This is a genomic window from Magnetococcales bacterium (genome assembly GCA_015228935.1).
Classification (GTDB): domain Bacteria; phylum Pseudomonadota; class Magnetococcia; order Magnetococcales; family DC0425bin3; genus HA3dbin3.
The window spans coordinates 1-24,271 of the sequence record JADGCO010000014.1 but is presented as its reverse complement, the minus strand read 5'-3'; the positions used below and the strand labels follow the sequence as shown (position 1 = coordinate 24,271).

19 protein-coding genes are annotated in these 24,271 nt (G+C 47.1%); 10 read left to right on the top strand and 9 right to left on the bottom strand.

Translation table 11 applies throughout. The features are described 5' to 3' along the window. Window positions 1-140: 140 nt before the first annotated feature. Window positions 141-5,933, bottom strand: coding sequence for a DUF4062 domain-containing protein (locus HQL65_05730; GenBank protein ID MBF0135720.1), 5,793 nt, complete (start codon window positions 5,931-5,933; stop codon window positions 141-143). A 360-nt stretch (window positions 5,934-6,293) separates the two neighbouring features. Here HQL65_05730 and HQL65_05725 point away from each other — a divergent pair, with 360 nt between their 5' ends. The 6 genes from HQL65_05725 to HQL65_05700 all read left to right on the top strand — a co-directional run bounded on the left by HQL65_05725 (window position 6,294) and on the right by HQL65_05700 (window position 11,296). After that, the gene (locus HQL65_05725; GenBank protein MBF0135719.1) at window positions 6,294-8,204 is read left to right on the top strand and encodes a tetratricopeptide repeat protein; all 1,911 of its coding nucleotides are present in this window, start codon (window positions 6,294-6,296) and stop codon (window positions 8,202-8,204) included. A 426-nt stretch (window positions 8,205-8,630) separates the two neighbouring features. Beyond that, window positions 8,631-9,194 carry a hypothetical protein gene (locus tag HQL65_05720; protein ID MBF0135718.1) on the top strand — a complete coding sequence of 188 codons (564 nt, stop codon included), beginning with the start codon at window positions 8,631-8,633 and terminating at the stop codon, window positions 9,192-9,194. Between the two features lie 103 nt (window positions 9,195-9,297). Continuing rightward, window positions 9,298-9,945, top strand: coding sequence for a hypothetical protein (locus tag HQL65_05715; protein MBF0135717.1), 648 nt, complete (start codon window positions 9,298-9,300; stop codon window positions 9,943-9,945). A 243-nt stretch (window positions 9,946-10,188) separates the two neighbouring features. Beyond that, window positions 10,189-10,518, top strand: coding sequence for a type II toxin-antitoxin system RelE/ParE family toxin (locus tag HQL65_05710; GenBank protein MBF0135716.1), 330 nt, complete (start codon window positions 10,189-10,191; stop codon window positions 10,516-10,518). 37 nt (window positions 10,519-10,555) lie between these two features. Continuing rightward, on the top strand, window positions 10,556-10,825 hold the full coding sequence (locus tag HQL65_05705; GenBank protein MBF0135715.1) for a helix-turn-helix transcriptional regulator: 270 nt from the start codon (window positions 10,556-10,558) through the stop codon (window positions 10,823-10,825). Between the two features lie 120 nt (window positions 10,826-10,945). Further along, window positions 10,946-11,296: a HigA family addiction module antidote protein gene (locus HQL65_05700; protein MBF0135714.1), complete on the top strand. Its 351-nt coding sequence runs from the start codon at window positions 10,946-10,948 to the stop codon at window positions 11,294-11,296. Window positions 11,297-11,377: 81 nt separating this feature from the next. Here the strand turns inward: HQL65_05700 and HQL65_05695 are convergent, their stop codons facing one another. From HQL65_05695 to HQL65_05685, 3 genes are all read right to left on the bottom strand, one after another. Then, on the bottom strand, window positions 11,378-12,895 hold the full coding sequence (locus HQL65_05695) for a hypothetical protein (protein ID MBF0135713.1): 1,518 nt from the start codon (window positions 12,893-12,895) through the stop codon (window positions 11,378-11,380). Window positions 12,896-12,969: 74 nt separating this feature from the next. Then, entirely contained in the window at window positions 12,970-13,362 is a 393-nt protein-coding gene (locus HQL65_05690) for a type II toxin-antitoxin system VapC family toxin (GenBank protein MBF0135712.1), read from the bottom strand. Continuing rightward, window positions 13,362-13,607: a type II toxin-antitoxin system prevent-host-death family antitoxin gene (locus tag HQL65_05685; protein ID MBF0135711.1), complete on the bottom strand. Its 246-nt coding sequence runs from the start codon at window positions 13,605-13,607 to the stop codon at window positions 13,362-13,364. The genes HQL65_05690 and HQL65_05685 overlap by 1 nt, the downstream gene beginning before the upstream one ends. Before the next feature lie 123 nt (window positions 13,608-13,730). On the opposite strand from HQL65_05685, the gene HQL65_05680 reads away from it, so the two are divergent. Next, window positions 13,731-15,998, top strand: a complete 2,268-nt coding sequence (locus tag HQL65_05680; protein ID MBF0135710.1) for a M1 family peptidase — start codon at window positions 13,731-13,733, stop codon at window positions 15,996-15,998. Between the two features lie 210 nt (window positions 15,999-16,208). On the opposite strand, the gene HQL65_05675 is transcribed toward HQL65_05680, so the two are convergent. The 4 genes from HQL65_05675 to rfbA all read right to left on the bottom strand — a co-directional run bounded on the left by HQL65_05675 (window position 16,209) and on the right by rfbA (window position 19,470). Then, window positions 16,209-17,081 (bottom strand): chemotaxis protein CheR, encoded by an 873-nt coding sequence (locus HQL65_05675; protein MBF0135709.1) that lies wholly within the window; start codon window positions 17,079-17,081, stop codon window positions 16,209-16,211. Window positions 17,082-17,106: 25 nt separating this feature from the next. Further along, window positions 17,107-17,535: a DUF420 domain-containing protein gene (locus tag HQL65_05670; GenBank protein MBF0135708.1), complete on the bottom strand. Its 429-nt coding sequence runs from the start codon at window positions 17,533-17,535 to the stop codon at window positions 17,107-17,109. Window positions 17,536-17,547: 12 nt separating this feature from the next. Continuing rightward, the gene (locus HQL65_05665) at window positions 17,548-18,501 is read right to left on the bottom strand and encodes a flippase-like domain-containing protein (protein MBF0135707.1); all 954 of its coding nucleotides are present in this window, start codon (window positions 18,499-18,501) and stop codon (window positions 17,548-17,550) included. A 72-nt stretch (window positions 18,502-18,573) separates the two neighbouring features. Continuing rightward, entirely contained in the window at window positions 18,574-19,470 is an 897-nt protein-coding gene (gene rfbA, locus HQL65_05660) for a glucose-1-phosphate thymidylyltransferase RfbA (GenBank protein ID MBF0135706.1), read from the bottom strand. A gap of 127 nt (window positions 19,471-19,597) precedes the next feature. Here rfbA and HQL65_05655 point away from each other — a divergent pair, with 127 nt between their 5' ends. The 3 genes from HQL65_05655 to HQL65_05645 all read left to right on the top strand — a co-directional run bounded on the left by HQL65_05655 (window position 19,598) and on the right by HQL65_05645 (window position 23,354). After that, window positions 19,598-20,884 (top strand): M48 family metallopeptidase, encoded by a 1,287-nt coding sequence (locus tag HQL65_05655; GenBank protein MBF0135705.1) that lies wholly within the window; start codon window positions 19,598-19,600, stop codon window positions 20,882-20,884. Then, window positions 20,877-22,613, top strand: coding sequence for an EAL domain-containing protein (locus tag HQL65_05650; GenBank protein ID MBF0135704.1), 1,737 nt, complete (start codon window positions 20,877-20,879; stop codon window positions 22,611-22,613). Before HQL65_05655 ends, HQL65_05650 begins: the two co-directional genes overlap by 8 nt. 117 nt (window positions 22,614-22,730) lie before the next feature. Next, the gene (locus tag HQL65_05645) at window positions 22,731-23,354 is read left to right on the top strand and encodes a 3'-5' exonuclease domain-containing protein 2 (protein ID MBF0135703.1); all 624 of its coding nucleotides are present in this window, start codon (window positions 22,731-22,733) and stop codon (window positions 23,352-23,354) included. Window positions 23,355-23,397: 43 nt separating this feature from the next. Here HQL65_05645 and HQL65_05640 read toward each other — a convergent pair whose 3' ends face one another. Continuing rightward, complete coding sequence (locus HQL65_05640; protein ID MBF0135702.1) at window positions 23,398-24,096, bottom strand: hypothetical protein; 699 nt, start codon at window positions 24,094-24,096, stop codon at window positions 23,398-23,400. Window positions 24,097-24,271: the final 175 nt, after the last annotated feature.

The following is a 24,271-nucleotide window of genomic DNA, read 5'->3' as shown; positions in this document are numbered from 1 at the left end:
CTGATTTGAATTGCCGAAATTTTCCGGTGCATCAGGGGTGGTCATGTCGGCGAAAGTGGACGTTTCAAATCAGGTCGGTTGGCCCACCAGTCCCTGTTGGTCGTTACTCATTGGATGGATTCCACCAGATTGCGTCCCGGTTATCCAAAAATCCACAGGCCACGAAGGTCGCGCAATTTAATTTTGTGCTTGACTACCTCTAAAAATTTAATTTTATTTCCATCAAATATAGCAATAAAATTATTTATTTTTGCAAGAATTTCAGGTGTGTATTTTGAGTACCACTTCAAATTATTTTCCATATTCAAAATTAGACAATTGTTATTCACATATACTGCATGACCATCGTAACTGATTGCTACATGGCTACCGTAACCGATATGATACCATTTTGCTTTTTCATAATATTCTGGGTGCTTTTTCCAACTGTCCGTATCATCTTTATCAAAACACGCAATTTCCTCACCATTAAATGTCCAAAGCCTAATTGTTTTATCATCAGACCACGATAAAATTACGTTGCCATCTAGTTCTGCCGCACCACGAACCGCTTGATTATGACCTTCTAAAGTCACTAATTCATCGCCCTCAGTCGTCCATATCTTAAGAGAATTATCAAATGAATATGATAAAATATTCCCATTTGATAACTCAATTGCTCCAAGAATCTGAAAGGTATGACCTTTCATTTCTGAGATCTCTTTCCCGTGAATATCCCATAACTTTAATGTGGCATCTACTGAATATGATAGTACGTTCCCATTTGCCAATTTGATCAAACCCTCAATACCAGCAACATGATCCCCTATTATTTTTTTGGATGTCATCTTTTCAATATCCAACTCGCGTAAACCATATGAAGAAAAATATAATAATTTTCCGTTTTCTAGTTCTAAAATACTTTTTACAGCTTCGCCATTTTCTTCTAATTTTTTCTGCTGAACTCCATGATTATCCCTAACAATCATAACCCCGCTACTATCATAGGATATAATTAATTCATTAATTTTATTTATTCCTTGTACAAAATTATTATGTTCATCATAAATTTTGAGTACATTTCCTGATTTATCCCATAATATTAATGTGCCAACCGAGGTCTTTGAACACGATAAAATCCCATCATCTGTTTCTATTGCAGCAGCAACACTTCCTTCATGTCCTTTAAAAACAGCTAACTCTCTCCCTTCTAAATTCCACAATCTTAGTGTACTATCCTGAGACCAGGACAATATATTTCCATCTCTAAGCTCTAAAGCACCCGTGATGGCAGCGTCATGTCCTTCAAATTTTAAAATCTGATCCCCTTCATTGTTCCAAAGAATCAGCGTATTGTCTCCTGCCCATGATAAGATTGATTTATTCCTTAATTCTAAGGCCCCATTAATACCATCACCATGTCCTTCAAAAACAGCTAATTCTCTACCTTCACTATTCCAAGTCCTTAATGTTTTATCATAAGACCATGACAATATAGTTTCATCACTTAATTCAATTGCACCAAAAACGACATGTTCATGCCCTTCAAAAACAGCCAGTTCATCACCATCTTTATTCCACAACCTTAATGTATTATCTGATGATGATGAGATTAAATTACCATTACTCAATTCAATTACATCACGTAGACGATGATTATGCCCTTTGGCCACAAATTGAATTTCACCATTTCTTGTATAGCAGTATACATACTTACTACGATCAAAAATGCAAACAATATTACCGTTCTTTAAAGCGATGGCTTTTTTTAATTCTCCGCCTTCAAGGCCAAAAAAATTTGTTGAAATATTCTGTTTAGCATCCCAAATAAATGCATTATGATCAGACCAAGCGATCATTTTATTTGGTGAATATTCTAAAACGCCTTTTACATTTTCATAAAGCCCATCTAATATAGATAATTGCACTCCATTAAAATCCCATTCTCTTAATGTGTAATCTTCAGCATAAGATATTACTGTGTCAAACGTGGTTTTAACAACACCAACTACAGACTTTTTATGCCCTAGAAATGCATTGCTATCACTATTATGTTGATTCCAGCGATAAAAGCTTCCTTCGTGAATGGAAAATATCTCGTTACCTTGAACTATAATTCCTTCTTTCTCTATCGGAATACGTTTTTTATCGCTTTTAGCATATTTTAAATTAGCTATATTCCAAACCTTTATCTCACTATCTCTACCGCTAGAGACCAACACATTACTTTCTAACTCAATTAAATAATCGATATAGTTTTCATGAGCCTCTAATACAGCCAATTCCGATCCATCCTGCCCCCATATTCTAATCGTATTGTCGTAAGAATATGATGCGATATCACCATTATGAAGTAACAAGACTCCAGCAATACCATCATGATGACCTTTAAGACAGGCAAGTTCTTCACCATTTAGATTCCAAATTCTTATTGTCTTATCTCTCGAATAAGAAAGCAACCTATCATCACCTAACTCTACAACATTTTCAACGAGATCTTTATGCTCAAAAAATGATGCAATTAAATCTCCATCTTGATTAAGAACTTTTATAAGATTAACTAAACAGACTACTATGCTCGTATTTTTAAGTTGCTTCACCAACGTGATTGAGTTATCAAACTTAATTTTTGCCACAATCTCTTTGTCTAAATTCCATATTAAAAGTTGCTTTTCTGAAAAAGACACAATATTATTATTGCTCAGCCCTATTGCACCTCTTACTCCTGTCTTGTGTTCACTAAATACGACCTTTTCTTTCAGATTATTATCCCAAATTCTCAACGGCCCATCTTCTGACCATGATAAATTATCTCCATTGCGCAACTCTAAAACACCACCGATTTCATCATTGTGCTTTTTAAAAGTCTTCAATGTATTTTCATAAGGATCTAGTAAATGAAGCAAATGAAAACGTCTATCTTCAGATGATCCGAGGGATTTTATTAAAATATTGTCATTATTTTTCTCTATAACACCGACTACTTTTATCTTATCTAGCTTATAAACTCCTTCACCATCTAGATTCCACATTCTTACAGTTTCATCTTGCTCGCTCCAGGATAGCAAATACCCACTACCCAACTCAATCACTCCATCTATGGAACCCTCATGACCATTTAATACTGCCATTTCATGAGCATCATCACTCCAAATTATAATTTTTTCATCCCTGGAATACGATAAAAATCCTCCATTTTTTAATTTAACCAAACCTTCAACTCTATCATTATGAGATTTTAAAATATCTTTTAATGGAGAGATGTAAATCCCCTCATCTCTATTAATATTTCTAAGATAATTAAAAGCAATCTTTCCCTGTTTCTCATACTCTTCAGCATCAATAGTAAGTTGAGAATTATTTGCATGTTCAATTGAAAGTTGAAAGAATATCTTTGAACTATCCCAATCATTATCACCTTGCTCTAATAGGTGTTTGTTTGAGATTAAGAAGTTATCATAGATGTAAAATTTTTCATTTAGATTATTTTGTGTTGTCTCCTGATTTATACCCATTGCTTTTGCTAACGCATAATTTTCCAGCACATCCCCGGTTTTATTAAGCTTGAATTTTTTCATCAAAAACTCAAAGTCCGTTAAAAGGGTAAGGGACTTTTCATTTTGTTTGGACATAATCAGTTGGTAAGGGAGTTCGGTTAGGGCCGACTCTTCAGAAGTATCCACGTTGAGTGTTTTGTTATAAACTGCTTCATAGAAGTTGACCAGATTAGCATGTGCAACTTCTCTGTTTTCAAGCAGCTTATAGGCACCTTCATTAAATTTTCTATGAAAGAAGCTAATCTTATCGAGTCCATCAACTTTTTTGACAGTAAGATATTGCGATACTTGAGAAAAAAGCCTTGCCCAGACGGCGGTAGGAAGTCGCTCTGGTCGTGGGTAGAATTCATTGGAGACATCATCCATGATGGCCTTATTCTGAGATAGAATATCAAACAGCTCTGGCTCAGGCAGTCCACCCTTTGAACAGGCGATATAAGCAAAAGCAAATTTAATTAATGGATGGGAATGGTAAGAGTTGGTGTGTAGACGTTCAAATAATCGTGCAATTAAATCATCCAGTTCTTTGGGATAGGTTTCACTTCCCACACTTGTATAGCTTTTCCACTCACTGACTTCTTCAAGCAGGATTTTCAGGTAAAGTGGTGAGCCGCTCTGGCTAAAGGCCTTCAGCACTTTTTGTTTTTGTGTTTTATTCAGGGTTCTTTTAAATGACTTAAGGTACTCATCAATCATGTGGCTTGCTTCATCTGCAGCAAACTTTTCCAGAAACAAAAAGCTTTCCTCACGATTCGCATATCTTTGTTTGAGTCTTGGCAGGTACTTAATTCCTTGATAAGTATCAGGCAATGTTGAGATAATGATTTTAGCATTGCTTGGCAGTATTCTGGGCAGCCAGTCAAGAGGATCATTAATCACGAATTGATCCAGTGCATCAATAAAGAGTATCAGCTTTTGATCTTCAGGGAAATTTTCAATCAAATAAGCCAACATTTTGCTTAATTCTTTAAGATCAATTAACACATGATCTGGCTTCAGTTCATTTTCATCTATATAAGTAACGCACAACTCTCTTAAGGCTTCGTTTGTTACAAGCTCGGCACACAATGAATTGTGAAGATTGATAGGGCTGTTTGATAGTTCACTAATTCCTACAAATCGATAGGCGATAGTTGTTCCATCATTCAAAGAGCTTTCTATTGTATTTTTAACAACCTTTGCCATTAAAGCTGATTTTCCTGATCCAGAGTCCGCATAAATTATCAGTGGCGCATTGGACTCTTCACTGCCAATATAGTCATCTATTTGTTGCAACAATTTCTCGCGTCCGACAAATATCTTGGCCTTTTCAATTAAGAAGTTTTGCTGTTCATTAAGTTCTCTGGTTTGAATATCGACTTCCTGATAAGCATCTATCTCTTTTTTTATTGATGCAAGGATATTCTTGTAAAAATCATCTGAAAATTTTTGCAGATAGCCTTCAGTTACACTATCCTGGGTTCGCGCTAATCCAACGTCCAATTTTATATTATATATTTTTACGTTTTGTTCTGGCAGATCGGATATAATTTTATTAGTCAGTTCGTGATGGCACGGCCTAATTTTGTCATCCAGTTTATTTTCTTTATTCTTGAAGTCACTGAAGTGTTTGACGGTTATCTCATAGGCTGCTTTCTTTTTATCTGGATTTGTTGCGTTATAATTTTCTACCTCTTTTCTATAGGCTCTGTCTTTTTCTTCAAGTATAGCAATTTCTCCTTCACTTAAACTGTCTATATTCTCAAAATTTCTTTTGTAAAAGAAAATATTTTCTTTGGCTATATTTTCATTATTAAAAAGCCCCTCGATTATTTCTTGCTCGGTAGCAGACTTTGTATATTTAAATTTTTGTTCATCGCTTAGTTTATCTTTCAGTTCTTTGTTGACGATGGAGCTAAATGCTTCTCTCAGAGTGCTTTCCACGTCACCCCAATAATCCCAATTCTGGTGTTCTAACTCTATCCTTGGTTGCAGTTTGTACTCTGCAGGAATGGCATTTTCATCTTTTTTGTACCAAAGCTCTATATACGATTTCTCTTTTGAATCGCCTGGATATTTAGCCAATACGGCCTTTTTGACCAGATCAAACTCTTCAGCTTCCACTTCAGCCGGAAGCGGTATCCAGCCATATCTCTCACCCAGCATGATGGCAAAATGAGGATTTAGCGCATTTTTGCATCGTTTTACTTCATCAATACAGATCTGCATGGTTTTTTGATCATTACCCGCTTCACTGCTTACTCCCCATCTAAGATCAATTGGCTGAAAACTAAACCCTCTATCCTCACAATACTTTCTAAGCTTGGGAAACACCTCCACCTGGAGTTTATCTCTTTCAGCCCGAAGATCATTGAAGGTTGAACTAAGAAACAATCTGAACGTTTTTGATCTTGACATTGATATATCCGTTTTCAATTTTTACTTATGTGGATGAACTGCCGGGAACCGAATTTTGGCTACGGCCATCTTCACCACCGTCCCAACCACCCTCCTGGAGAAGTATACCACATTCCCTGGTCCTGCACAAGCCGTCTGTTCGGTCCGTCCAAAAAGCACACACCCCCCTGGCACCACGAACACGCATCTGGAACCCACGCAGTGTACTGATCCTTAAATTGGATAGCTGACATATGCTATACTTCAGGGCATGAACACGACCGATACCGATGGGTGCAAACTGAACCGTGAAACGCTGGAAGAGATTCGTGTCCGAGCCGTTATTTTGTCGGATTCCGGCTTTATAATAAAAGGAAAAATATGACATCCCATGATTCATCCGGCGACGGTCTGCCAGCGGCACAATTGCCGGATCTGCTGGTGCAGGAGGGATTGCGGCATCATCATGCGGGTGATCTGGCCCTGGCAGAGAGTTGCTATCGGCAGGTATTGCAGGGCCATCCCGACCATCCGGATGCCTTGCACCTGCTTGGCTTGATTGATCATCAACGGGGGGATCAGGTGCAGGCCATGCAGTGGATAGCCAGGGCCATTGCCGCCTGGCCGGGGCATCCCATCTATTATGCCAACCTGGGCCTGGTTTTGGCCAGGATGGGGGAACTGGAGGGGGCGGTGACCTGTTATCGTCAGGCCCTGGCTGTCAAGCCGGATTATGCGGAGGCCTGCAACAATCTTGGTCTGGCCCTGATGGAGTTGAATGATCTGAGCGAGGCCAGGAGTCAGTTGCAGAGGGCAATTATCCTGCAACCGGATTATCCCGAGGCCCACAACAATCTGGGCCTGGTCTTGTGCAGAATGGGGGAGGGGATTGGGGCCAAGCAAGCCTTTCAGGAGGCGTTGCGGCTGCGACCGGAGTGGCCGGAAGCGTTGCTCAATCTGGGATCTCTCCTGCGCCAGCAAGGTGATTTACCGGGTGCGATCCAATGCTGTCGGCAAATTCTCGCCAAACGACCGGATGATCCGGATGCCTGGTTCAATCTGGGCAATGCCTTGCGCGACCAGGGCAACCAGGCCGAGGCCACTGATTGCTATGAGCGGGTTTTGGCTCTGGTTCCGGATTATTTCAGAGCCTGCAACAATCTGGGCTGTTTATTCCAGGATCAGGGGGATCTTGAAGGGGCCAGGCGGGCTTTTCTGCGGACCCTGGCCATGGCCCCGGATTATCCGGAAGCGCACAACAATCTGGGCACGCTTCTGCAATTGCTGGGAAGACCCGAAGAGGCCCTGGCCTGTTTTCAGAGAGCCTTGGAACTGGATCCAGAGTATGCCGATGCCCATGTCAACCGGGCGATGGCCTGGCTGGCAGCCGGGCAGTTTCTGGCCGGTTGGCAGGAATATGCCTGGCGTTGGTATCAGGCCGGCGCACGCCCCCCTGGCGACCAATTCAGCCAACCGCTCTGGCAGGGAGAGAGTTTGCTGGGGAAGCGGATTTTGTTGCATGCCGAGCAGGGGTTGGGGGACACCTTGCAATTCATTCGTTATGCCCCACTGGTCAAAAAACGGGGTGGGGAGGTTCTGGTTCAGTGTCAGCCGCCTTTGACCCGACTTCTGTCAGCGCAGGAGGGAATCGATCTTGTACTTTCACAAGGAGATTCCTTGCCGGAGTTTGACTGCCAGGTGCCTTTGCTCTCTTTGCCTGGCATATTCGGTACGGACATGGAGACCATTCCGGCCCAGTTGCCCTATATTGTCCCGGAGGCTGCTCTGGTCGAGTCCTGGCAGAAGCGCATGCCAAGCGGATATTCCAGACAGATTGGTCTGGTTTGGCGTGGATCGAAGAGTTACCGGCATGATCGTTACCGTTCGTTGCCGGCTCAGGCCATGGCAGGCCTGTTGGCGGTGCCGGAGGTGGCTTTTTATGGATTGGTCAAGGAACCCCGGATCGATGAGATCGATTGCCTTGCCCGACTTGGCAATTTCTTCGATTTTGGACCGGAATTGAAGAATTTTTCCGACACGGCGGCCATCGTCGCCAATCTCGATTTGATCATCACGGTCGATACGGCGGTGGCGCATCTGGCCGGGGCCATGGGCAAACCCGTTTGGGTCCTGCTCCCCTTTTCCCCTGATTGGCGTTGGTTGCGAGAGGGGGAGGCATCACCCTGGTATCCCGGCATGCGGCTCGTTCGCCAATCCCGGCAGGGTGACTGGTCGGCGGTTCTGGACAGGGTATTGCAGAGCCTGTGGTCAATTAACAATAATAAATATTAAGTTTATGATGATTATACAATTTTAATTTTTTGAAAATCATGCAAATCAAAATATTTTTTTATATTATAATATATAAATTGCTAGAATATCATTAAATATGATTCATATTGCCTGGTTTACGGGCCATTTTTCAGTTTTTTCTTGCAATAATTTGTAATAAATAAATTTAATTTGGTGTGGAAAATGTTTCATCTGCATGGAGTGAATTTTATTAAATATATTTATTTACAATGCGTTAACTCTCTCTCTCTCTCTCTCTCTCTCTCGGCAACAAGTGAAAGATTTAAATTGAGTAATAAATAATTGTTATTGTGATTCGTTGCAGGTTGATGTATATAAATGTATATCTGTGATGATTAATGTTTTTTAACATGGCTGTAGATCTGTTCAGAAACCGTACCACTTTAAAGTTAATGGATATGTGATATGATTAACTATGAATGTAAAGATAAAAAATTGCACGTTATTACGCTATCAGAAAAATCTAATTTTATAGAATGCAATGAAGTTTTAAATTTAATTGAAAAAACAAACAAAGATGGATATAAATATATAATAGATTTATCTAAATTACAATCAATTGATAGCAAATTAATTGGTATACTTCTATATTATATGAATAATTCTAAGGAAAGAAAATACAAAATATCAATGAGAAATGCGAGAAATGGGACCTATAGAACTTTGGTCAATTTAGGTCTTTTGCACAAACTAAATATTACTAGCTGTTTTTGTGATATACCGGAAAGAGTTTGCAGGATTTGTAATGGAGAAACAGTTAGAATAGATCCTTTTGCCTATAGAAAAGCAAACAATCTAGTCTGTAATAATAAAAATTTAAGCGTTATTGGAGATAAGTCAACATTCGACTTGATTGTCAAAGATCAAAATAAAGAAAAAAAAGTTATTCTAAATCATGGGTATCATGAAGATTTATTAGTTTCTCAAATTGGTATTTGTGAGTATAATTTAGAATTTTTTCCTCCGTGATTATTTAAAGATAATCATGGTGCTTGTGTTTATATATATGTTTACAGTAGATGCCTGCTCATGTTTAGCGTAGATTTTAGAAATATACCAAGGAAGAGAATAAATGGGAATAGCTTATAATGATGACGATGTATATCTCGGAATAGATGGATCATTTATTTGCGATAAAATATATGAGGCCGACATTATTTATGAGGGAGCTTACAAAACAGTTGGATATCTTAGAGAAATTACATCAAGCACTTGTTTGTTTGAGATTGACAATATGTTTCCAGTTGGTACAAAATGTTTTGTTAAAATAAATTTTAATAGTGTTGTTATATATTCGCGAGGTAAGGTTTTTAAAAATATTGCTTCTGGATCACATATTAAACTAGAAAATTTTGTTAGTATTTTTAATGAGATCACCCAAGAAATAAAATTGAGCAACAAAAGCACATTAGAAAAATTAGTTATTTCTAAAAAAATAAATCATGTTATGCGGAAATCAGGCTGTATCAATGTAAATAATAAAAAAAATTGCTGGGAGTATAACGCATGCGGAAAAGAAGATAGATGTCCTGCTGGGATATCATGCGAACATGACGGAGTTTTTGGTGGAAAAAATGGTGGGAGATTTTGTGCGTTTATTGATGGAACTTTGTCGAAAGATGATCTAAATATTGAATTTGATGATAAATTCACCAACCATTGTTCGCGATGCTGCTTTTTTGAAGAAATCAAGAAAGATATTGGAGATATAGATGTGTAACCAGTTGGTAAACTGATATAAAGATTTCTGCGCATCGCTCGACTTTGCCGCAGCAAGAAAAAATGGGCCCAGATCATCCTTTCGGCCAGCATGGTCAGGAAAATTGGGGAAATCGTTAAATTAAATAACATTTTCAATATTTTTCTCACATTCTGGTTCAGGCTCGAACGCGGGGTGGCCGAGGGGCGGATGTCAAGGAAAATTTGTTGACGTGCGTTAACATATTTGGTAAATCGTTTCCCTATGAAATGGGATCTTGAGTTTTTCAGTGGTGAAGTGAGGCAGGAAATCTACGCATGGCCCCGAGGTGTCCGTGCTGTGTTTATCCGCATTGCGCAAAGGATGCAATCTAACGGGCCAAATCTGGGGATGCCATTCACTCGTGCGATTGGTAATGGGTTATTTGAGATCCGCGCCAAGGGACGAGAGGGTATCGGAAGAGCCTTCTTCTGTTTTCTCGTTAGACGAAAGATTATCATTCTGCACGGGTTTATCAAAAAAACGGACAAGACACCACCAACTGAACTGGCAACTGCCGTTCGGAGGATGAAAGAGGTGAAACATGGGCAATGAGCAATACGAACCGGTCGCGTTCGATGTGGACGCAACGATGGCTGAATGGATGATTGACCCAGAGTTCAAGACGGCACACGACGCCTTGGATGACGAGTTCCGATTGTTTGACGAATTGTTTGCGGCGCGAAAGAATGCCGGAATGACACAGGCCCAAGTGGCGGAAAAGATGGGGAGCAAGATTCCATCCGTATCACGATTGGAAGCGGGAGGTGGCAAGGCCAAACATTCTCCGTCTATTGCCACTCTGCGCCGATATGCAGACGCCGTTGGCTGCCGCTTGGAGATCAAGCTCGTGCCGAGGTGAAAGGCGACAGTGTTCTACTGAATCTATCTTTTTCGAAGAAGGTTTCAGGGACTCCGGGTACGCACGGTGCCATTCGATGTACTCGAGCGGGCACGCGGTAAATTGTGGGAGGCAGGAATCATGACGATTCGGCGCGAGGATTTGGACCGTATTGATTTTTCCGATGTGGTCGATACGCTGGCGGCAACAGTCCCACTCACGCATCCCGGTGAAATTTTATTGGAAGATTTCATGAGACCGTTGGCCATCACGCAGTACCGTCTTGCCAAGACCATGGGCGTGCCAGCCTTGCGCATCAGCCAGATTATTCGCGGCAAACGTGCCATCACTGCCGATTCGGCCTTACGACTGGCCAGGGTTTTGGGTACCACCCCTGAATTCTGGCTCGCTCTCCAAAACCGCTACGATCTTGCCGTTGCAAAAAATGCGCTTCCGGGTCTGGAGAATATCGTTCCGCTCTGTGCCGCTTGATGCGCCCAGGTAAACCGAAACAAGAATTTCTACGCCGCGCTCGACCTGCCGTGGCAAGCAATTAATGATCACCCCAGCCTGCTATCCCGGAATCGGCACCCCGGCCAGCCGCAAGGCACGAATGAGAACCTCGGTGGCCTGTTCCATGGAGGTAACGCTCTGCGCAAACTGGCCAGCCGCCGCCTCGGCTTCGGCCTGCTGCCGCAAGCGGGCGGACTCCGGAAGCAGGGACTCGACGCTTTTGGCCACTGCCGGGGGCTTGTTGGCCATGAGCAGGCGCGTCAACATCAGGTAGGAGTCGTTGCGGTCCACCTCATAGTGATATTCCTCTTCCTTGCTGGCAAAATGCAGGGAACGCACCAGGGTCTCGCCCTGCCGAAGATGTTCCACGGCATCCCGCATCTGGACATAAGCCTGGTCAAGCAGCATGCGGCCCCGAGCCGTTTCTCCCTGTTCGGCAAGCCTGGTTGCCGCAGCCATCTCCTTTTGCACCTGATCCTGGATGGCCTGTTCGGCGGCCTGCAGGTTTTTTTCCTGACTGATGCGTTGATGCGCGGCGGTCAGGGCACGCAAGGACGCCATCTTTTTTTGGAAGTCTGCCTGGGCCTTGGGGGAATTTTCATCTCCCCAGATGGCCTTTTCGACGGTCGGAGAGTCTCCCTTGCGTAGATGGATCAAGGACTGCTTGATTTCCAGGTAGGCACTGTCGAGGGTCAGCATGGCTTGGTTGATGTGACCCTCTGAAGCGGAAGTGGCAGCCTGTTCCAGCACGGTTCGCACCCGCTTGGCCAGGGTTTCGGCATCCTCGTTCTGGCCCTTGGCGCGGGCAATTTCCGTATAAGTGGCCAGAAGAGCCTCCATGCTGCGTACCCGTTTGGCATAATCCTGCCGGTTTTTTTCGGTATCCTCAGCCGGCAGGGGCAAGGGCGCGTGTTTTTCGCCCGTTCCCGACCGCAAGGCATGGACCGCACTCCGGGTCAGGACATAAGCCTGATTCAGCACGTTCCTGGCCTCGACAAAACGCTCCTTTTTGGCCAGGGAAAGGGCTTCCTGATCCCAGGTTTGCACCTGTTTGTTGTCTGCCCAGGCGCGTGGATCAACCCCTTTTTCCCGACTGATCCGTTGCCGGGCCTCCTGCAAGGCCTGAAAACTGCTGCGCAGGCGGGTATACTCACGCTCAGCCACAATTTTTTCCGAGGCACCGGCATCCTTGTTGTCCGCAGCCAGGGGGCTTTTTGCGGTTTGCAGGCTTTTGATGGCCGTGCGAATTTTTATATAGGTCTCCTCCAGGGTGGCATGTCCCTCGGCCAGTTTGTCATGGGCCACCTGGGCTTTGGCTTTTTCCAGAAGAGACCGGATCTCCTGCTCGGAAACATCCGCTTTCTGACCCCGGACACCCAGCAAACGGTGATAGGATTCCAGCAGGGCCGCAACCGTGCGTTCCCGCTTTTGAAAATCAGCCAGGGTGGTCCCGGATGCGAGCTGATCCGGTATGGCGGCTTCTTCAGCCGTCAGCGGTAACGGGTTTGCCAGCATGCCGCCCAGCACGATCCAGAGTCCAAGCCAGCCCATTTTGTAACCACCTTTGCGCTGCATCATCGTCGTCAATTCTCCTATCTTGATCGGCATCCAGCCGGATGGATCGGGCTGCTCCGCCCCTGCCTGCGTATCGATTATGATGACCAAAGCCGTGTGACACCATAGGAATCAAAAGTGCCATCAGCGGATAAAATCGGCATCTCTTCCACCAGGGATTGGGCAATGAGCAACCGGTCAAATGGATCCCGGTGATGCAACGGCAAAGTGGCAACCCTGGTGACATGCTGGAGTTTGATGTCCAGATGATGGAATTGATTGCCTGTCACTTCACAGGATACAAACTGGTCGAGAGGTTCAGAAAAATGGAGTTTTCCAAGCCTGATCTTGATTGCCAATTCCCAGACACTGACCAGACTGAGGATAAAGCTGTTTTGCGGATTGGACAGCAAATCCCTGGCATGGCCTGACAAGTGGTTGGGACTGTTGATCCACCACAAAAACACATGGGTATCCAGCAGAATCTGCATTACATATAATCCTTGAAATCCTCCAATGGTGCATCAAAATCAGGGGCTATATAGAGAATTTTTCCTATTGCGCTGCCGGGTTTTCTGGGTTGCCTTGCCAGGGCGGGATCCAGGACCGGTTCCATGACGACCAGTTTGACGCACGGTTGGCCATCCTCGGTCAGAATCACCTCTTCACCTTTGACAGCTTTCTTGACCAACTCGGTGAGTTGGCCGTTGGCTTCGCGCACATCGATCAGTTGCATGTCGGATCTCCCAGGATTTTTTTTGTATGCCGGATTCTCACGCCATTCTATCATGATTTTTCCGTATCCATGATATGCTTTCGTTTGGTCGTGATTTCCAACTCCAGAGAGCAGGACATTCCCATGGTCCGGATGATGATATTTTTTCTGTTTTTTTTCAGTATGTTAAATATTGATTTATCCCGGGCCGAGCCGGTCACGGGCCTGTTGCATCATCAGGTTGAGGTGGCGTTGGATCCGGCCCGCCATTTTTTGGAAGGACGCGATACCGTGCGGATTCCGGATGTTGCGGCGCTGGAACAAATCGGTTTTTGGCTGCATGCCAATCTGGAAATCATTGCCGCCGAACCACCCGTGCATCCAGTTGCGAATGTGGGGGCCGATCCTTCCCATTTGCGTCGTTACACGATTGATCTTCCCGGCGACAACCGAGGACCCCTGATGTTGACCCTGCACTATCAGGGCACAATCCATCATCCATTGACTGCACAGGCAAAATCCTATCGCGGTGGGCATGAGACCACGCCGGGCCATATCAGCGATAAAGGGGTGTTTTTGGCGGATGGTTCTGGTTGGGTGCCTGAATTTGCAGAGTCCCTGGTTACCTATGATCTCAGTGTGTCAGTGCCGCCGGGCTGGCAGGTTGTCTCCCAGGGATCCAGAGAGAGGGTTCCGGGAGTCACCCCGGAGAGCCAATTCCTGACGCGCTGGCACGTCGCCCAACCCACGGATGAACTCCACCTCATCGCCGCACCCTGGATTGAATATGCCAGCCAGGCCGATGGCGTTGAACTCATGGTCTTTCTGCGGGAAGCGGATCCGGCCCTGGCCGAACGTTTTCTGGCCCTGGCCCGGCACTATCTGCGTCGCTATGCTGCCCTGCTCGGGCCTTATCCCTACCCCAAGTTTGCCGTCGTGGAAAATTTTTGGGAGAGCGGCTACGGGATGCCCTCTTTTACCCTGCTGGGCAGCCGGGTGTTGCGCCTGCCCTTCATTCTTGAAACTTCCTATCCCCATGAAATTCTTCATAACTGGTGGGGGAATGGGGTCTTTGTCAACCTTCAGGAAGGCAACTGGAGTGAAGGGTTGACGGCCTATCTGGCGGATCATCATGGACGGGAGGAAAAAGGCAAAGCCTGGCTCTTTCGGCGGCAGGCCCTGGGAAAATTGACCAGCTTTGTCCAGGATGACAACGATTTTCCCCTGAATCGCTTTCTGGGACGCCACGACAACGTTTCCCAGGCCGTTGGTTATGACAAGGCGATGATGTTTTTTCACATGTTGCGGCAGGAGATGGGCGACAAGCTTTTTTTGGCGGGATTGCAGCGTTTTTTCCGGGACAATCGTTTCCGCAAAGCCTCTTATACCGACCTGCGTCAGGCATTCGACGCTGTAACGGGCCGTCATTTTGAAGATTTTTTTCAGCAATGGCTCACCCGGACCGGGATACCGACTCTTTCTCTGGTGCAGGCCAAAGTGACCCGGACGGCCAACCAACGCCAGCAATTGACATTAACCCTTGCCCAGACACCACCAGCCCTGCAATGGACCGTACCGGTTGCCATAACCCTGGCAGGTGTCGATGCCATCCGGATGGAAAAAATTCGTTTTACGGAGCTGGAACAAAATTTTGTTTGGGAGTTTGCGCAAACTCCCCTGCGGCTGGATGTGGATCCCCGGTTCGACCTGTTGCGACGCCTGCATGCGGCGGAACAACCCCCCACTCTTTCCCGGGCATTTGCGGCCAGAAACAGCTTGATTTTGCATGAAGGGGACGAAGACCAGTCCCTGTTGCCGGTCATCCAGGAGGTGGGAAAACAGTGGGGAGTATCGGTTTCCATCACCTCGGGGCAGATTTTGGAATCCGGGAAGAGGGAGCCGCCTTTGACAGCCGAGAAGAGGGAACCGGTTTTGGAATCCGGGAAGGGGGAACCGGTTTTGGTTTCCGAGAAAGGTGAACAGATTTCCTTACCGAGTGAGGGGGTGGTCTGGTTGACTGGCACGAGCAGTCGTTTCGATCCACTCCTGACAAAAACCCTGGACCAACTCGGCGTTATTCTGGAGGCCGACAAGGTGCGTATTGCTGGTCAAAGTTATTCCCGCCACGATCACAGCCTTGTGCTGGTTTTGACCCATCCGGGGCAACCCGAACTAACCCTGGTACGGGTATTGACAGGTACACCGGAAACCTGGATGACCTTGGCCCGTAAAATACCTCATTATGGTCCTTACGGATATTTGGTATTTCGAGGAGCGGAAGTGACCAATCTGGTCAAAGGAGAGTGGCCTTCCTTGCACTTTCCTTTGAGTCGGGCTTTTACGGTTGCGGGAGAGGCGTTGCCTGTGTCCACGCCGCTCACTTTGCCGGATGCTCCAGCATTGCACGAATGAGGATTGGCCTGGAATAGCGCCGCAGTTGCGGTGCTTTCATTTATTATTAATTTTGTATCTATTCAGAACCCTTGCAAAAAAAAGGATTTGATATAAAAGACCTTGTTGGGGTTCCGCCCCAAACCCTGCCAGGGGGAAGGGCACAGCCCTTCCCCCTGGACCCCCATCCCAGTTTTTCAAACGTTTTAAATGGAGATGCTGAATAGTTACTTAATTTTTTGGTAGCTGATAGATGGTGGGTGCGACCTGGACTACGGGTACTTTCAAGTTGTTCAGGGTTTCTGAATGGCCGACAAAGAGGTATCCCCCCGGTATCAGATAGCGGCAGAATTTATTGATGATGGCCTGGGTGGTGGGGCGATCAAAATAGATGATGGCGTTACGACAGAAAATGACATCGATGCGTTCTTTGAGGCCATAATCATTGTCCATGAAATTCAGTTGCTGAAACCGGATCATGGAGCGCAAATCCTGGCCCATTTTGACCATGGGTTTGTGGGGGTTTTTGTTTTTCAACATATACTTTTTTTTCAAGTGCATGGGTACGGGGGCCACCTTTTCCATTTCATAAACGCCCATGGCGGCTTTTTTAAGAACCTTGGTGGAGAGATCGGTGGCCAGAATGTTGGCGTTGAAATTTTTTCCTGTTGTTTCGCCGAACTCTTTGATCACCATGGCCAAGGTATAGGGTTCTTCTCCCGTGGAGCAGGCCGCGCTCCAGACCATGAGTCGGCGTTGCAGGCCAGCCCCCGTGGTTTGCAGCAGTTCCGGCAGCACGGTTCCTTTCAGATAGTCAAAATGGTTGGGTTCCCGGAAAAAGTCTGTTTTGTTGGTTGTGACGGCATCGATGAAGTTGATCAGTTCCTCTCCCTTGTGGCGGGGATCGAGGACCATTTCCACATATTCCGGGAAAGAGTGCATGCCCAGGGTGCGCAGGCGCTTTTGGATTCGGGCAGTGAGCATGGTCTTCTTGGACATCGGCATCAGAATACCGGCCTGTTGATAGATGAAATCGCTCAGTCGCTTGAAATCCTTGTCGGAGAGTCCAGAGGAAGCGCCAGAAGAGTTGTCGAATGCGTTCATGGGCAGGTATCCAGATATGCAATATTCAAGAATGGGGCAGATGGTGGGTCATCAGATAGACCACAAGGCCGGTCGATGTGACATAGAACCAGATGGGCAGGGTCCGATGAGCCAGCCGGTGATGTTCCGGCCATCGTTGGTGCAAAGCGTGGCGCAAGGTCAAAAAAAGCAGTGGCAGAAGGGAGATGGCAGCGCCAACGTGCGTGATCAGGATGGTGAAAAAAGTCGGACGCAACCAGCCGGTTCCTGGAAAGGGTCGCATGCCGGTCATGGCATGATCCGTCAAGTAGAGAACCAGAAAAACGACGGAAAGCACGGAGGCTCCAAGCATACATTTTTTGTGCAGGGCAACCTGTTGGGTGCGGATGGCGATAAAGCCGACCAGCAGGACCACCAAGGTCACACCGACGACCACAGCCTCCAGATGGGGCAACAAGGCAAGAAGGGGATACACGCCGTTTTGACCTCACGATTGTCTGGGTTTAATCCGCAAAAGTTCATTCCGATCCAGTTTGGTGGCAAACAAAATAGCCAGACTGCCGATGATGACCGGCAACATCTGAAGCAGATGCATGGCCAGACCGACCACCAGGGCCGTCTCCTTGGCCACGCCAAACCATCCCAGGGAAAGAACGATAGCCGCTTCATAAACGCCCAGGCCCCCGGGCGATGAGGGCAGGGATACTCCTATGGAAGACATGACAAATACCGCAGCAACCTGGGCAACGGTCAGATTCAGTCCGGCAATCCAGAGCAGGAAAATGAAGACCATCACAGAGTATGCCATCCATGCAAGCAGGGTATACCAGCCCAATACCCATAAAAATTTCCATTCGAAACGTTCCTGAAGGTGATCCAGTATGGCAGCGACAAAATTTTTCAAGATTGGCAGGGGAATCAGACGCAACAATAAACGTGAAATATTTGGAAAATAATTATTCAAGACCAGAAAGACCCAAAAAATTCCAACCACCATGGTCAGGGGAACCAGCAGGAGGGATTTATCCAGGAGGTAGGCGGTGATAACCCCAAAGAGCAGGACGGCATTCAAATCAAAAAAACGTTCCCAAAAAACGATTCCCAGGCCATGACTCATGGGAATATCGGCTTTTTGGCGGAGGAAGGAAACCTTGGCCAACTCACCCAGTTTGGCCGGAAAAATATTGTTCAGACCGAGACAGAGAACAACGGCCTGCATGGAGAGAGGAAACTTGATGCGATGTCTGGTCAGAAACATCAGACGCAGGGTTGGGACCAGCAGGGTTGCCAGAACGACCAACTCCATCATCGCCATGCGCCAGGGATCGAATGTGCGAAACGTGGCCATCATTTGCTCCATGTCCAGTTCCCACAACAGAAAGACCAGACACACACCAACCAAGGCGACCCGGATGGCGAGGGAGAATATTTTTTTTACCATGACGATTATGAGTCCCAGACTATTATGGCAAAGGAGTTGAACCCGAAATTGTGTGAGTGCGTGACCTGGATGTCAATCGGATGAACGTGGCACGGATTGAGAGTTTTGGGCAAGATCGAGCAGATACTGGCCGTACCCCGAAGAGGGGATGCGGCGTCCACATGCGATCAAATCCTGGGTGGAGATCCACCCCTTGCGCCAGGCGACCTCTTCGATACAGCCGATGCGCAATCCCTGCCGTCCCTCGATGGCAGCAACAAAATTGGCGGCTTCCAACATGGATTGTTCGGTTCCGGCATCCAGCCAGGCGTGGCCGCGTCCCAACATTTCGACCTGCAATTGACCCTGTTGCAGATAGGTTTTGTTGACATCGGTGATTTCCAGTTCACCGCGAGGAGATGGGAGTATTTTATTGGCTATGTCAACAACTTGATTATCATAGAAGTACAGACCGGTGACGGCCAGATTGGAACGGGGACGGGCGGGTTTTTCTTCCAGGGTGAGGGCCACGCCTTTGTCATTCACTTCGACCACGCCATACCGGGTAGGATCCTTGACCGGATAGGCAAAGATGGTTGCACCCGAGTTGCGGCTGGAGCAGCTTTGGAGCTTGTGTTGCAGGGCGTGACCAAAAAAAATGTTGTCTCCCAGGATCAGACTGACTGCATCGTCGCCAATAAATTCCCGACCAATGATGAAAGCCTGAGCAAGACCTCCCGGATGGGCCTGCTCGGCATACTCCAGTTGCAACCCGAGAGATGGGCCATCGCCCAGCAATTGCCGAAAGCGGGGCAGGTCCTTGGGGGTGGAAATGATCAGGATATGGCGCACATCCGCCAGCATGAGTACCGACAGGCCATAATAAATCATCGGCTTGTCGTAGATCGGCAGAAGCTGTTTGGAAATGGGCAGGGTGGCAGGGTGCAGGCGGGAACCGCTACCGCCAGCCAAAATAATTCCTTTTTTCAATGTCGTTCCTCGAAGTGGCTGGTGATGATGGCGTAATTATGCTTTAAATGGCTCAAAAAATCAGCGTTTCTTTTTGGTTTGGCGTAAATTGCCGGCCAGGGTGTGGTGACCAGGGGGTGGAGACATAATGAATCTGCATGGTTGGATGATCCTGACGGCGTTGGGGGTTGGACTGGTCATTGATCTGGTCGCACAGGGACTCAACCTGCGATCCCTGCGCCAGGGCATTCCAGAAGAGTTTGCCAAGGACATCGACGGCAAACAATACCTTCGTCACCAGACCTACATACGGGCACAGACCCATCTGCATATGGTGCAGGCCGTTTTTGATCTGGCGATTTTGGCAGGGTTTTGGTTCGGTCACGGCTTTTCCTGGTTGGATGCAACCGTGCGCACGCTGCAATGGAGCCCCCTGGCATCGGGTCTGTTTTATATCGGTACCCTGCTCTTGGCAAGCCGATTCCTTTCTCTTCCTTTCACCATTTATGCCACCTTTGTTCTGGAGGCCCGGTTTGGTTTCAACCGTACCTCTATCGGAACCTTCATCCTGGATTCCGTCAAGGGACTGTTTCTCATGCTGGTGTTGGGTGGGCCTCTGCTGGCTGGAATTCTTCTGCTTTTTGAACGTTTCGGACCGGGGGCCTGGCTGGCAGGATGGGGGGTGATGGCCGGATTTGCCCTGCTCATGCAAATCATTGTGCCCATCTGGTTGATGCCCCTGTTCAACCGGTTTTCTCCCCTGCCGGAGGGGGAGTTGAAGGAGACCCTGTTGACCTATACCCGTTCGGTCGGATTTCCCGTGGCCGATATTGTGGTGATGGATGGTTCACGGCGTTCCACCAAGGCCAATGCTTTTTTTACCGGTTTCGGTCGGTTTCGTCGTATAGTCTTGTTTGATACCCTGATCCAGGGGTATACATCATCAGAGCTGAAGGCAATCCTGGCTCATGAGGTGGGCCATTGGCGTCAGCGCCATCTCCATGAATCCCTGCTCCTTGGTATCTTGAATCTGGGTATGATGCTCTACCTCCTGTCACTGTGTCTGACGGTGCCCGATCTTTACAAGGCCTTCCATGTGACTGTTCCTTCCGTGCATGCAGGACTGATTTTTTTTGCCTTGCTGATGACACCCGTGGAATTGTTGTTGACCCCGCTGTTAAAATGGCGTTCGCGGCAACACGAATATGCCGCCGACCGGTTTGCGGCCCGGACCTGCGGTGATGGCGAATCACTTGTTGACGCGCTGAAAAAATTGGCAAAAGATCATCTGTCGCATATGACTCCGCATCCGTTTTATGTCTTCATGAATCATTCCCATCCCCCGCTGGCAGAGCGGGTTGGCAGGATTCGCATGGCCATGGAGGAGATGATCCGCGCCGACCGACACATTTCCGGAGGGGACCGGGATGCATGACACCTTGAAAATCAAATCGGGTTTTTTCAATACCCGCCTGCTGGAAGTGATCCTCAGCGACACGCAGGATGGGGTCCTGGTGGTGGATTCGTTGGGCAACATTCGTCGGGTGAATCAGGCACTTTGTCGTTTGTTGGGATACGGTCCCGCCGATCTGGAAGGTCGCAATATTCTGCGTTTTTTGCGCCAATGGGGCGAGGATGCCGACTTTTTTGACGACATGCTCGAAGAGATCTGGTTCAGCGGCTTCTGGCAGGGGGATCTCAGGCCGCATGACAAGGATGGCACCATCCTGCGGGCACGTTTGCGGGTCAATGCGTTGTTGCCGGCCAAAGGCCAGGACAGGGTGCGGTTCTATGTCGGGCAACTGACCCGCCTGGTCGATTTCCTGCCAGTCAAAAGCCAGGAACAAACCAACAATTCGGGTCTGGATCCTCTGACCGGGTTGGCCAATCGGCTGCTTTTCGAAGACCGGTTGCAGCAGTCCCTGACCCAGGCCAAGCGCCGGAATCGCAGTGTGGGGACCATGTTCCTGGACCTGGACCGCTTCAAGTTGATCAACGACTCTCTTGGTCCGGCTTTCGGGGACCGTCTGCTCGTCGAAGTTTCAAAAAGATTGATCCATTGCCTGCGAACCAGCGACAGCGTGGCACGAATCGGTGCCGATGAGTTTGCCTTGCTGCTCACTGAAATTGACGATGGCTCCGGCGCGGTGCGCAATGCCGGGGTCGTGGCACGCAAGGTTTATGAAGGACTCTCCCTGCCGTTACGTCTGGATGGCCAGGAAGTCGAAATTTCTGCCGCCATGGGCATCACACTTTTTCCCCAGGATGGGGTTGAAGCCCAGGAAGTCGTGAAAAACACCTTCACGGCCCTGGCCCATGCCAAGAAAAAAGGCCGCAACAGCTATCAGTTTTTCTCCGCCGAAATGACGGAAACCGCCCGACGCCGGTTCGATCTGGAAAATCGTTTGCGCCATGCCGTGGAACGGGGGGAGATGCGTCTTTACTATCAGCCCCAGGTGGATCTCAAGACCGGCAAGGTGATCGGTGCCGAAGCCCTGGTGCGCTGGTTCAAGGATGGCAATCTGATTCCCCCGGGTGATTTTATTCCGGTGGCCGAAGAGTCCGGGTTGATTGTGCCCATCGGTGAGTGGGTCCTGCAAACCGCCTGTAAACAAATCGCTGCCTGGCGGGAAATGGGTCTGCCTCTGATCCGGGTGGGTGTCAACCTTTCGGCTGTCCAATTCAGAAAGCAGGACCTGGCCGCCATCGTGGAAAACCTGCTGACGCAATATCAAATCGATCCTTCGCAGCTCGATCTGGAAATCACCGAAAGCGCCATCATGGAGGATGTGCAGCGGGCGGTAAAAATTTTGAACAGAATCAGTCAATTGGGAGTGAAACTCTCCATTGATGATTTTGGCACCGGATATTCGTCTCTGAGCCAGTTGCGGCAGTTTCCCTTCAAAACCCTGAAAATAGACCGATCCTTTGTCCGTGACATCAGCAACAATCCGGGTGATGCCGCCATCGTCAGTGCCATCATTGCCATGGCCCACAGCCTGGACCAGACAGTGGTCGTGGAAGGCCTGGAAACGGAAGACCAATTGGCCATCCTGCGGGATTTGCGCTGCAATGAAATGCAAGGATTCTTGTTCAGTGCCGCTGTTCCTGCCGATGATCTGACCGCCATGCTGAAAGAAGGACGCCAACTCCAAACCGCATGATACCAATTGGGTGCCCGTTTCTCTTTTTCCTGGCCTGAGTTGACTCCCGGAATTGCCTCGGACACCCTTTTGTGATACCAACAAGTCACGGGTTCACCCTTGGCGAAAGGATGGTTCATGAGTGCCACCGGCATACCCGAGCAGTATGCCCGCAAATTGACCAGAGAGGAGATCAACCGCCTGCCCATCAAACGATGGAACGGGCCGGTGCGTCTTGTCCATTCGGCTGAAGAGATCGATGCGGCGCTTGTCACCCTGGGTCAGGAGCGGGTGTTGGGGTTCGATACCGAAACCCGACCGGCTTTTCGCAAGGGAGTTTCCCACCAGCCCTCGTTGATTCAGCTCGCCGGTGCCAACGAAGTCATCCTCTTCCAGTTGCATCGCATCGAGGATTTCATTCCGCTTGCGCGTATTCTGAACCACGAAGGCATTCTCAAGGTGGGCGTGGGACTGGATCAGGATATTCGCCAGTTGCAGGCACTCTTTGCCTTCGAGCCGCGGGGTTTCATGGATCTGGGGGTCGTGGCCGAACGGGCCGGCATGGAAAGCCGTGGCTTGCGCAGCATGGCCGCCACCCTGTTTGGTTTCCGAATCTCCAAACGGGCACAATGCTCCAATTGGGAAACCCCAGACCTGCAACCCTACCAGGTCGAATACGCCGCCACCGATGCCTGGATCAGCCGGGAAATTTTTCTGGTGATGGAGCGACTGGGGATTGTAGATTCTCCATCTCGTGAATAAAGTTTATAGTGAACAGAGGCTTTTTTGGTTTTCGCTTGAATGTTCATTGTAAATTTTTTAAAACATGTGGCAAATCACTTCCAAAAATTTTTTTACCATGGCGTTTCACAGCTTGCCTTATGTGGTGAAGGATTATTTTCTTGACCATGGGATTCCGTGGGAATTTATTCAGGTAAATATTCTTGACTCTTTCAATATCAGAAGCAATCGCGATGCGGATGTATTTATCCAAAGGTATGTCGTCAATCCGATAAATTTCCCCGTTTTTTAATGGTATCAACACATAATTCTCCCCATTTTTATAATCTTCTTCTGATGCTTGCGGCTCAAGATTGAACAGCCTGAATATTTCAAATTCGATACTTTTCGGCAAATTCTTGACAGAAATAGTATCGTTGTTCATGCTGTATTTTGCGACTTTTTCAGTGTATTTTGGATCTTTTTCAATCATGTCAAGAACGTCTCTTACATGCATCAGCTCATGCTTTATCGTGATTTCCTTGTTAAGGAGTTTTTTGATATTTTCTTGATATGTTGTGCAAAACATGACAACAGGTAAATAGTAACTTTCTTTGTCATATTCTGGTATAATATTCCTGATGTCAAGAATAAAACCAATCATGACTCCCTGGAATTTTTCTTCAGTGTCGATGTCACACTCTATGTATTTGAAACCATCTGAACTGCATATTTTCATGTCCAGAAATTTATATCCGATAGACGTGCATGCCTCTTGGATCAAAGGATACAATATATCCTGATTTTCTTCGCAAACGAGTCGATGGTAAATCTCTCTGTGAGTCATGTCAGATATGCATATATTTTGATATTTTTCCAAGGATGAGTCTGAATATCATACCTGGTCTGCGAATATCTCTTCCAGTGACTGGGCGTCCACAAACCGCAGACTCCAATTT

Excerpts from the sequence above, each read along its gene's own strand:
- HQL65_05695 (MBF0135713.1), bottom strand. The coding sequence starts at position 12,895 with ATGATGCAGCGCAAAGGTGGTTACAAAATGGGCTGGCTTGGACTCTGG.
- HQL65_05680 (MBF0135710.1), top strand. The coding sequence starts at position 13,731 with ATGGTCCGGATGATGATATTTTTTCTGTTTTTTTTCAGTATGTTAAAT.
- HQL65_05710 (MBF0135716.1), top strand. The coding sequence starts at position 10,189 with ATGAAATGGGATCTTGAGTTTTTCAGTGGTGAAGTGAGGCAGGAAATC.
- HQL65_05650 (MBF0135704.1), top strand. The coding sequence starts at position 20,877 with ATGCATGACACCTTGAAAATCAAATCGGGTTTTTTCAATACCCGCCTG.
- HQL65_05645 (MBF0135703.1), top strand. The coding sequence starts at position 22,731 with ATGAGTGCCACCGGCATACCCGAGCAGTATGCCCGCAAATTGACCAGA.
- HQL65_05655 (MBF0135705.1), top strand. The coding sequence starts at position 19,598 with ATGAATCTGCATGGTTGGATGATCCTGACGGCGTTGGGGGTTGGACTG.
- HQL65_05720 (MBF0135718.1), top strand. The coding sequence starts at position 8,631 with ATGATTAACTATGAATGTAAAGATAAAAAATTGCACGTTATTACGCTA.
- HQL65_05685 (MBF0135711.1), bottom strand. The coding sequence starts at position 13,607 with ATGCAACTGATCGATGTGCGCGAAGCCAACGGCCAACTCACCGAGTTG.
- HQL65_05705 (MBF0135715.1), top strand. The coding sequence starts at position 10,556 with ATGGCTGAATGGATGATTGACCCAGAGTTCAAGACGGCACACGACGCC.
- HQL65_05700 (MBF0135714.1), top strand. The coding sequence starts at position 10,946 with ATGACGATTCGGCGCGAGGATTTGGACCGTATTGATTTTTCCGATGTG.
- HQL65_05730 (MBF0135720.1), bottom strand. The coding sequence starts at position 5,933 with ATGTCAAGATCAAAAACGTTCAGATTGTTTCTTAGTTCAACCTTCAAT.
- HQL65_05675 (MBF0135709.1), bottom strand. The coding sequence starts at position 17,081 with ATGAACGCATTCGACAACTCTTCTGGCGCTTCCTCTGGACTCTCCGAC.
- HQL65_05725 (MBF0135719.1), top strand. The coding sequence starts at position 6,294 with ATGACATCCCATGATTCATCCGGCGACGGTCTGCCAGCGGCACAATTG.
- HQL65_05690 (MBF0135712.1), bottom strand. The coding sequence starts at position 13,362 with ATGCAGATTCTGCTGGATACCCATGTGTTTTTGTGGTGGATCAACAGT.
- HQL65_05665 (MBF0135707.1), bottom strand. The coding sequence starts at position 18,501 with ATGGTAAAAAAAATATTCTCCCTCGCCATCCGGGTCGCCTTGGTTGGT.
- HQL65_05715 (MBF0135717.1), top strand. The coding sequence starts at position 9,298 with ATGGGAATAGCTTATAATGATGACGATGTATATCTCGGAATAGATGGA.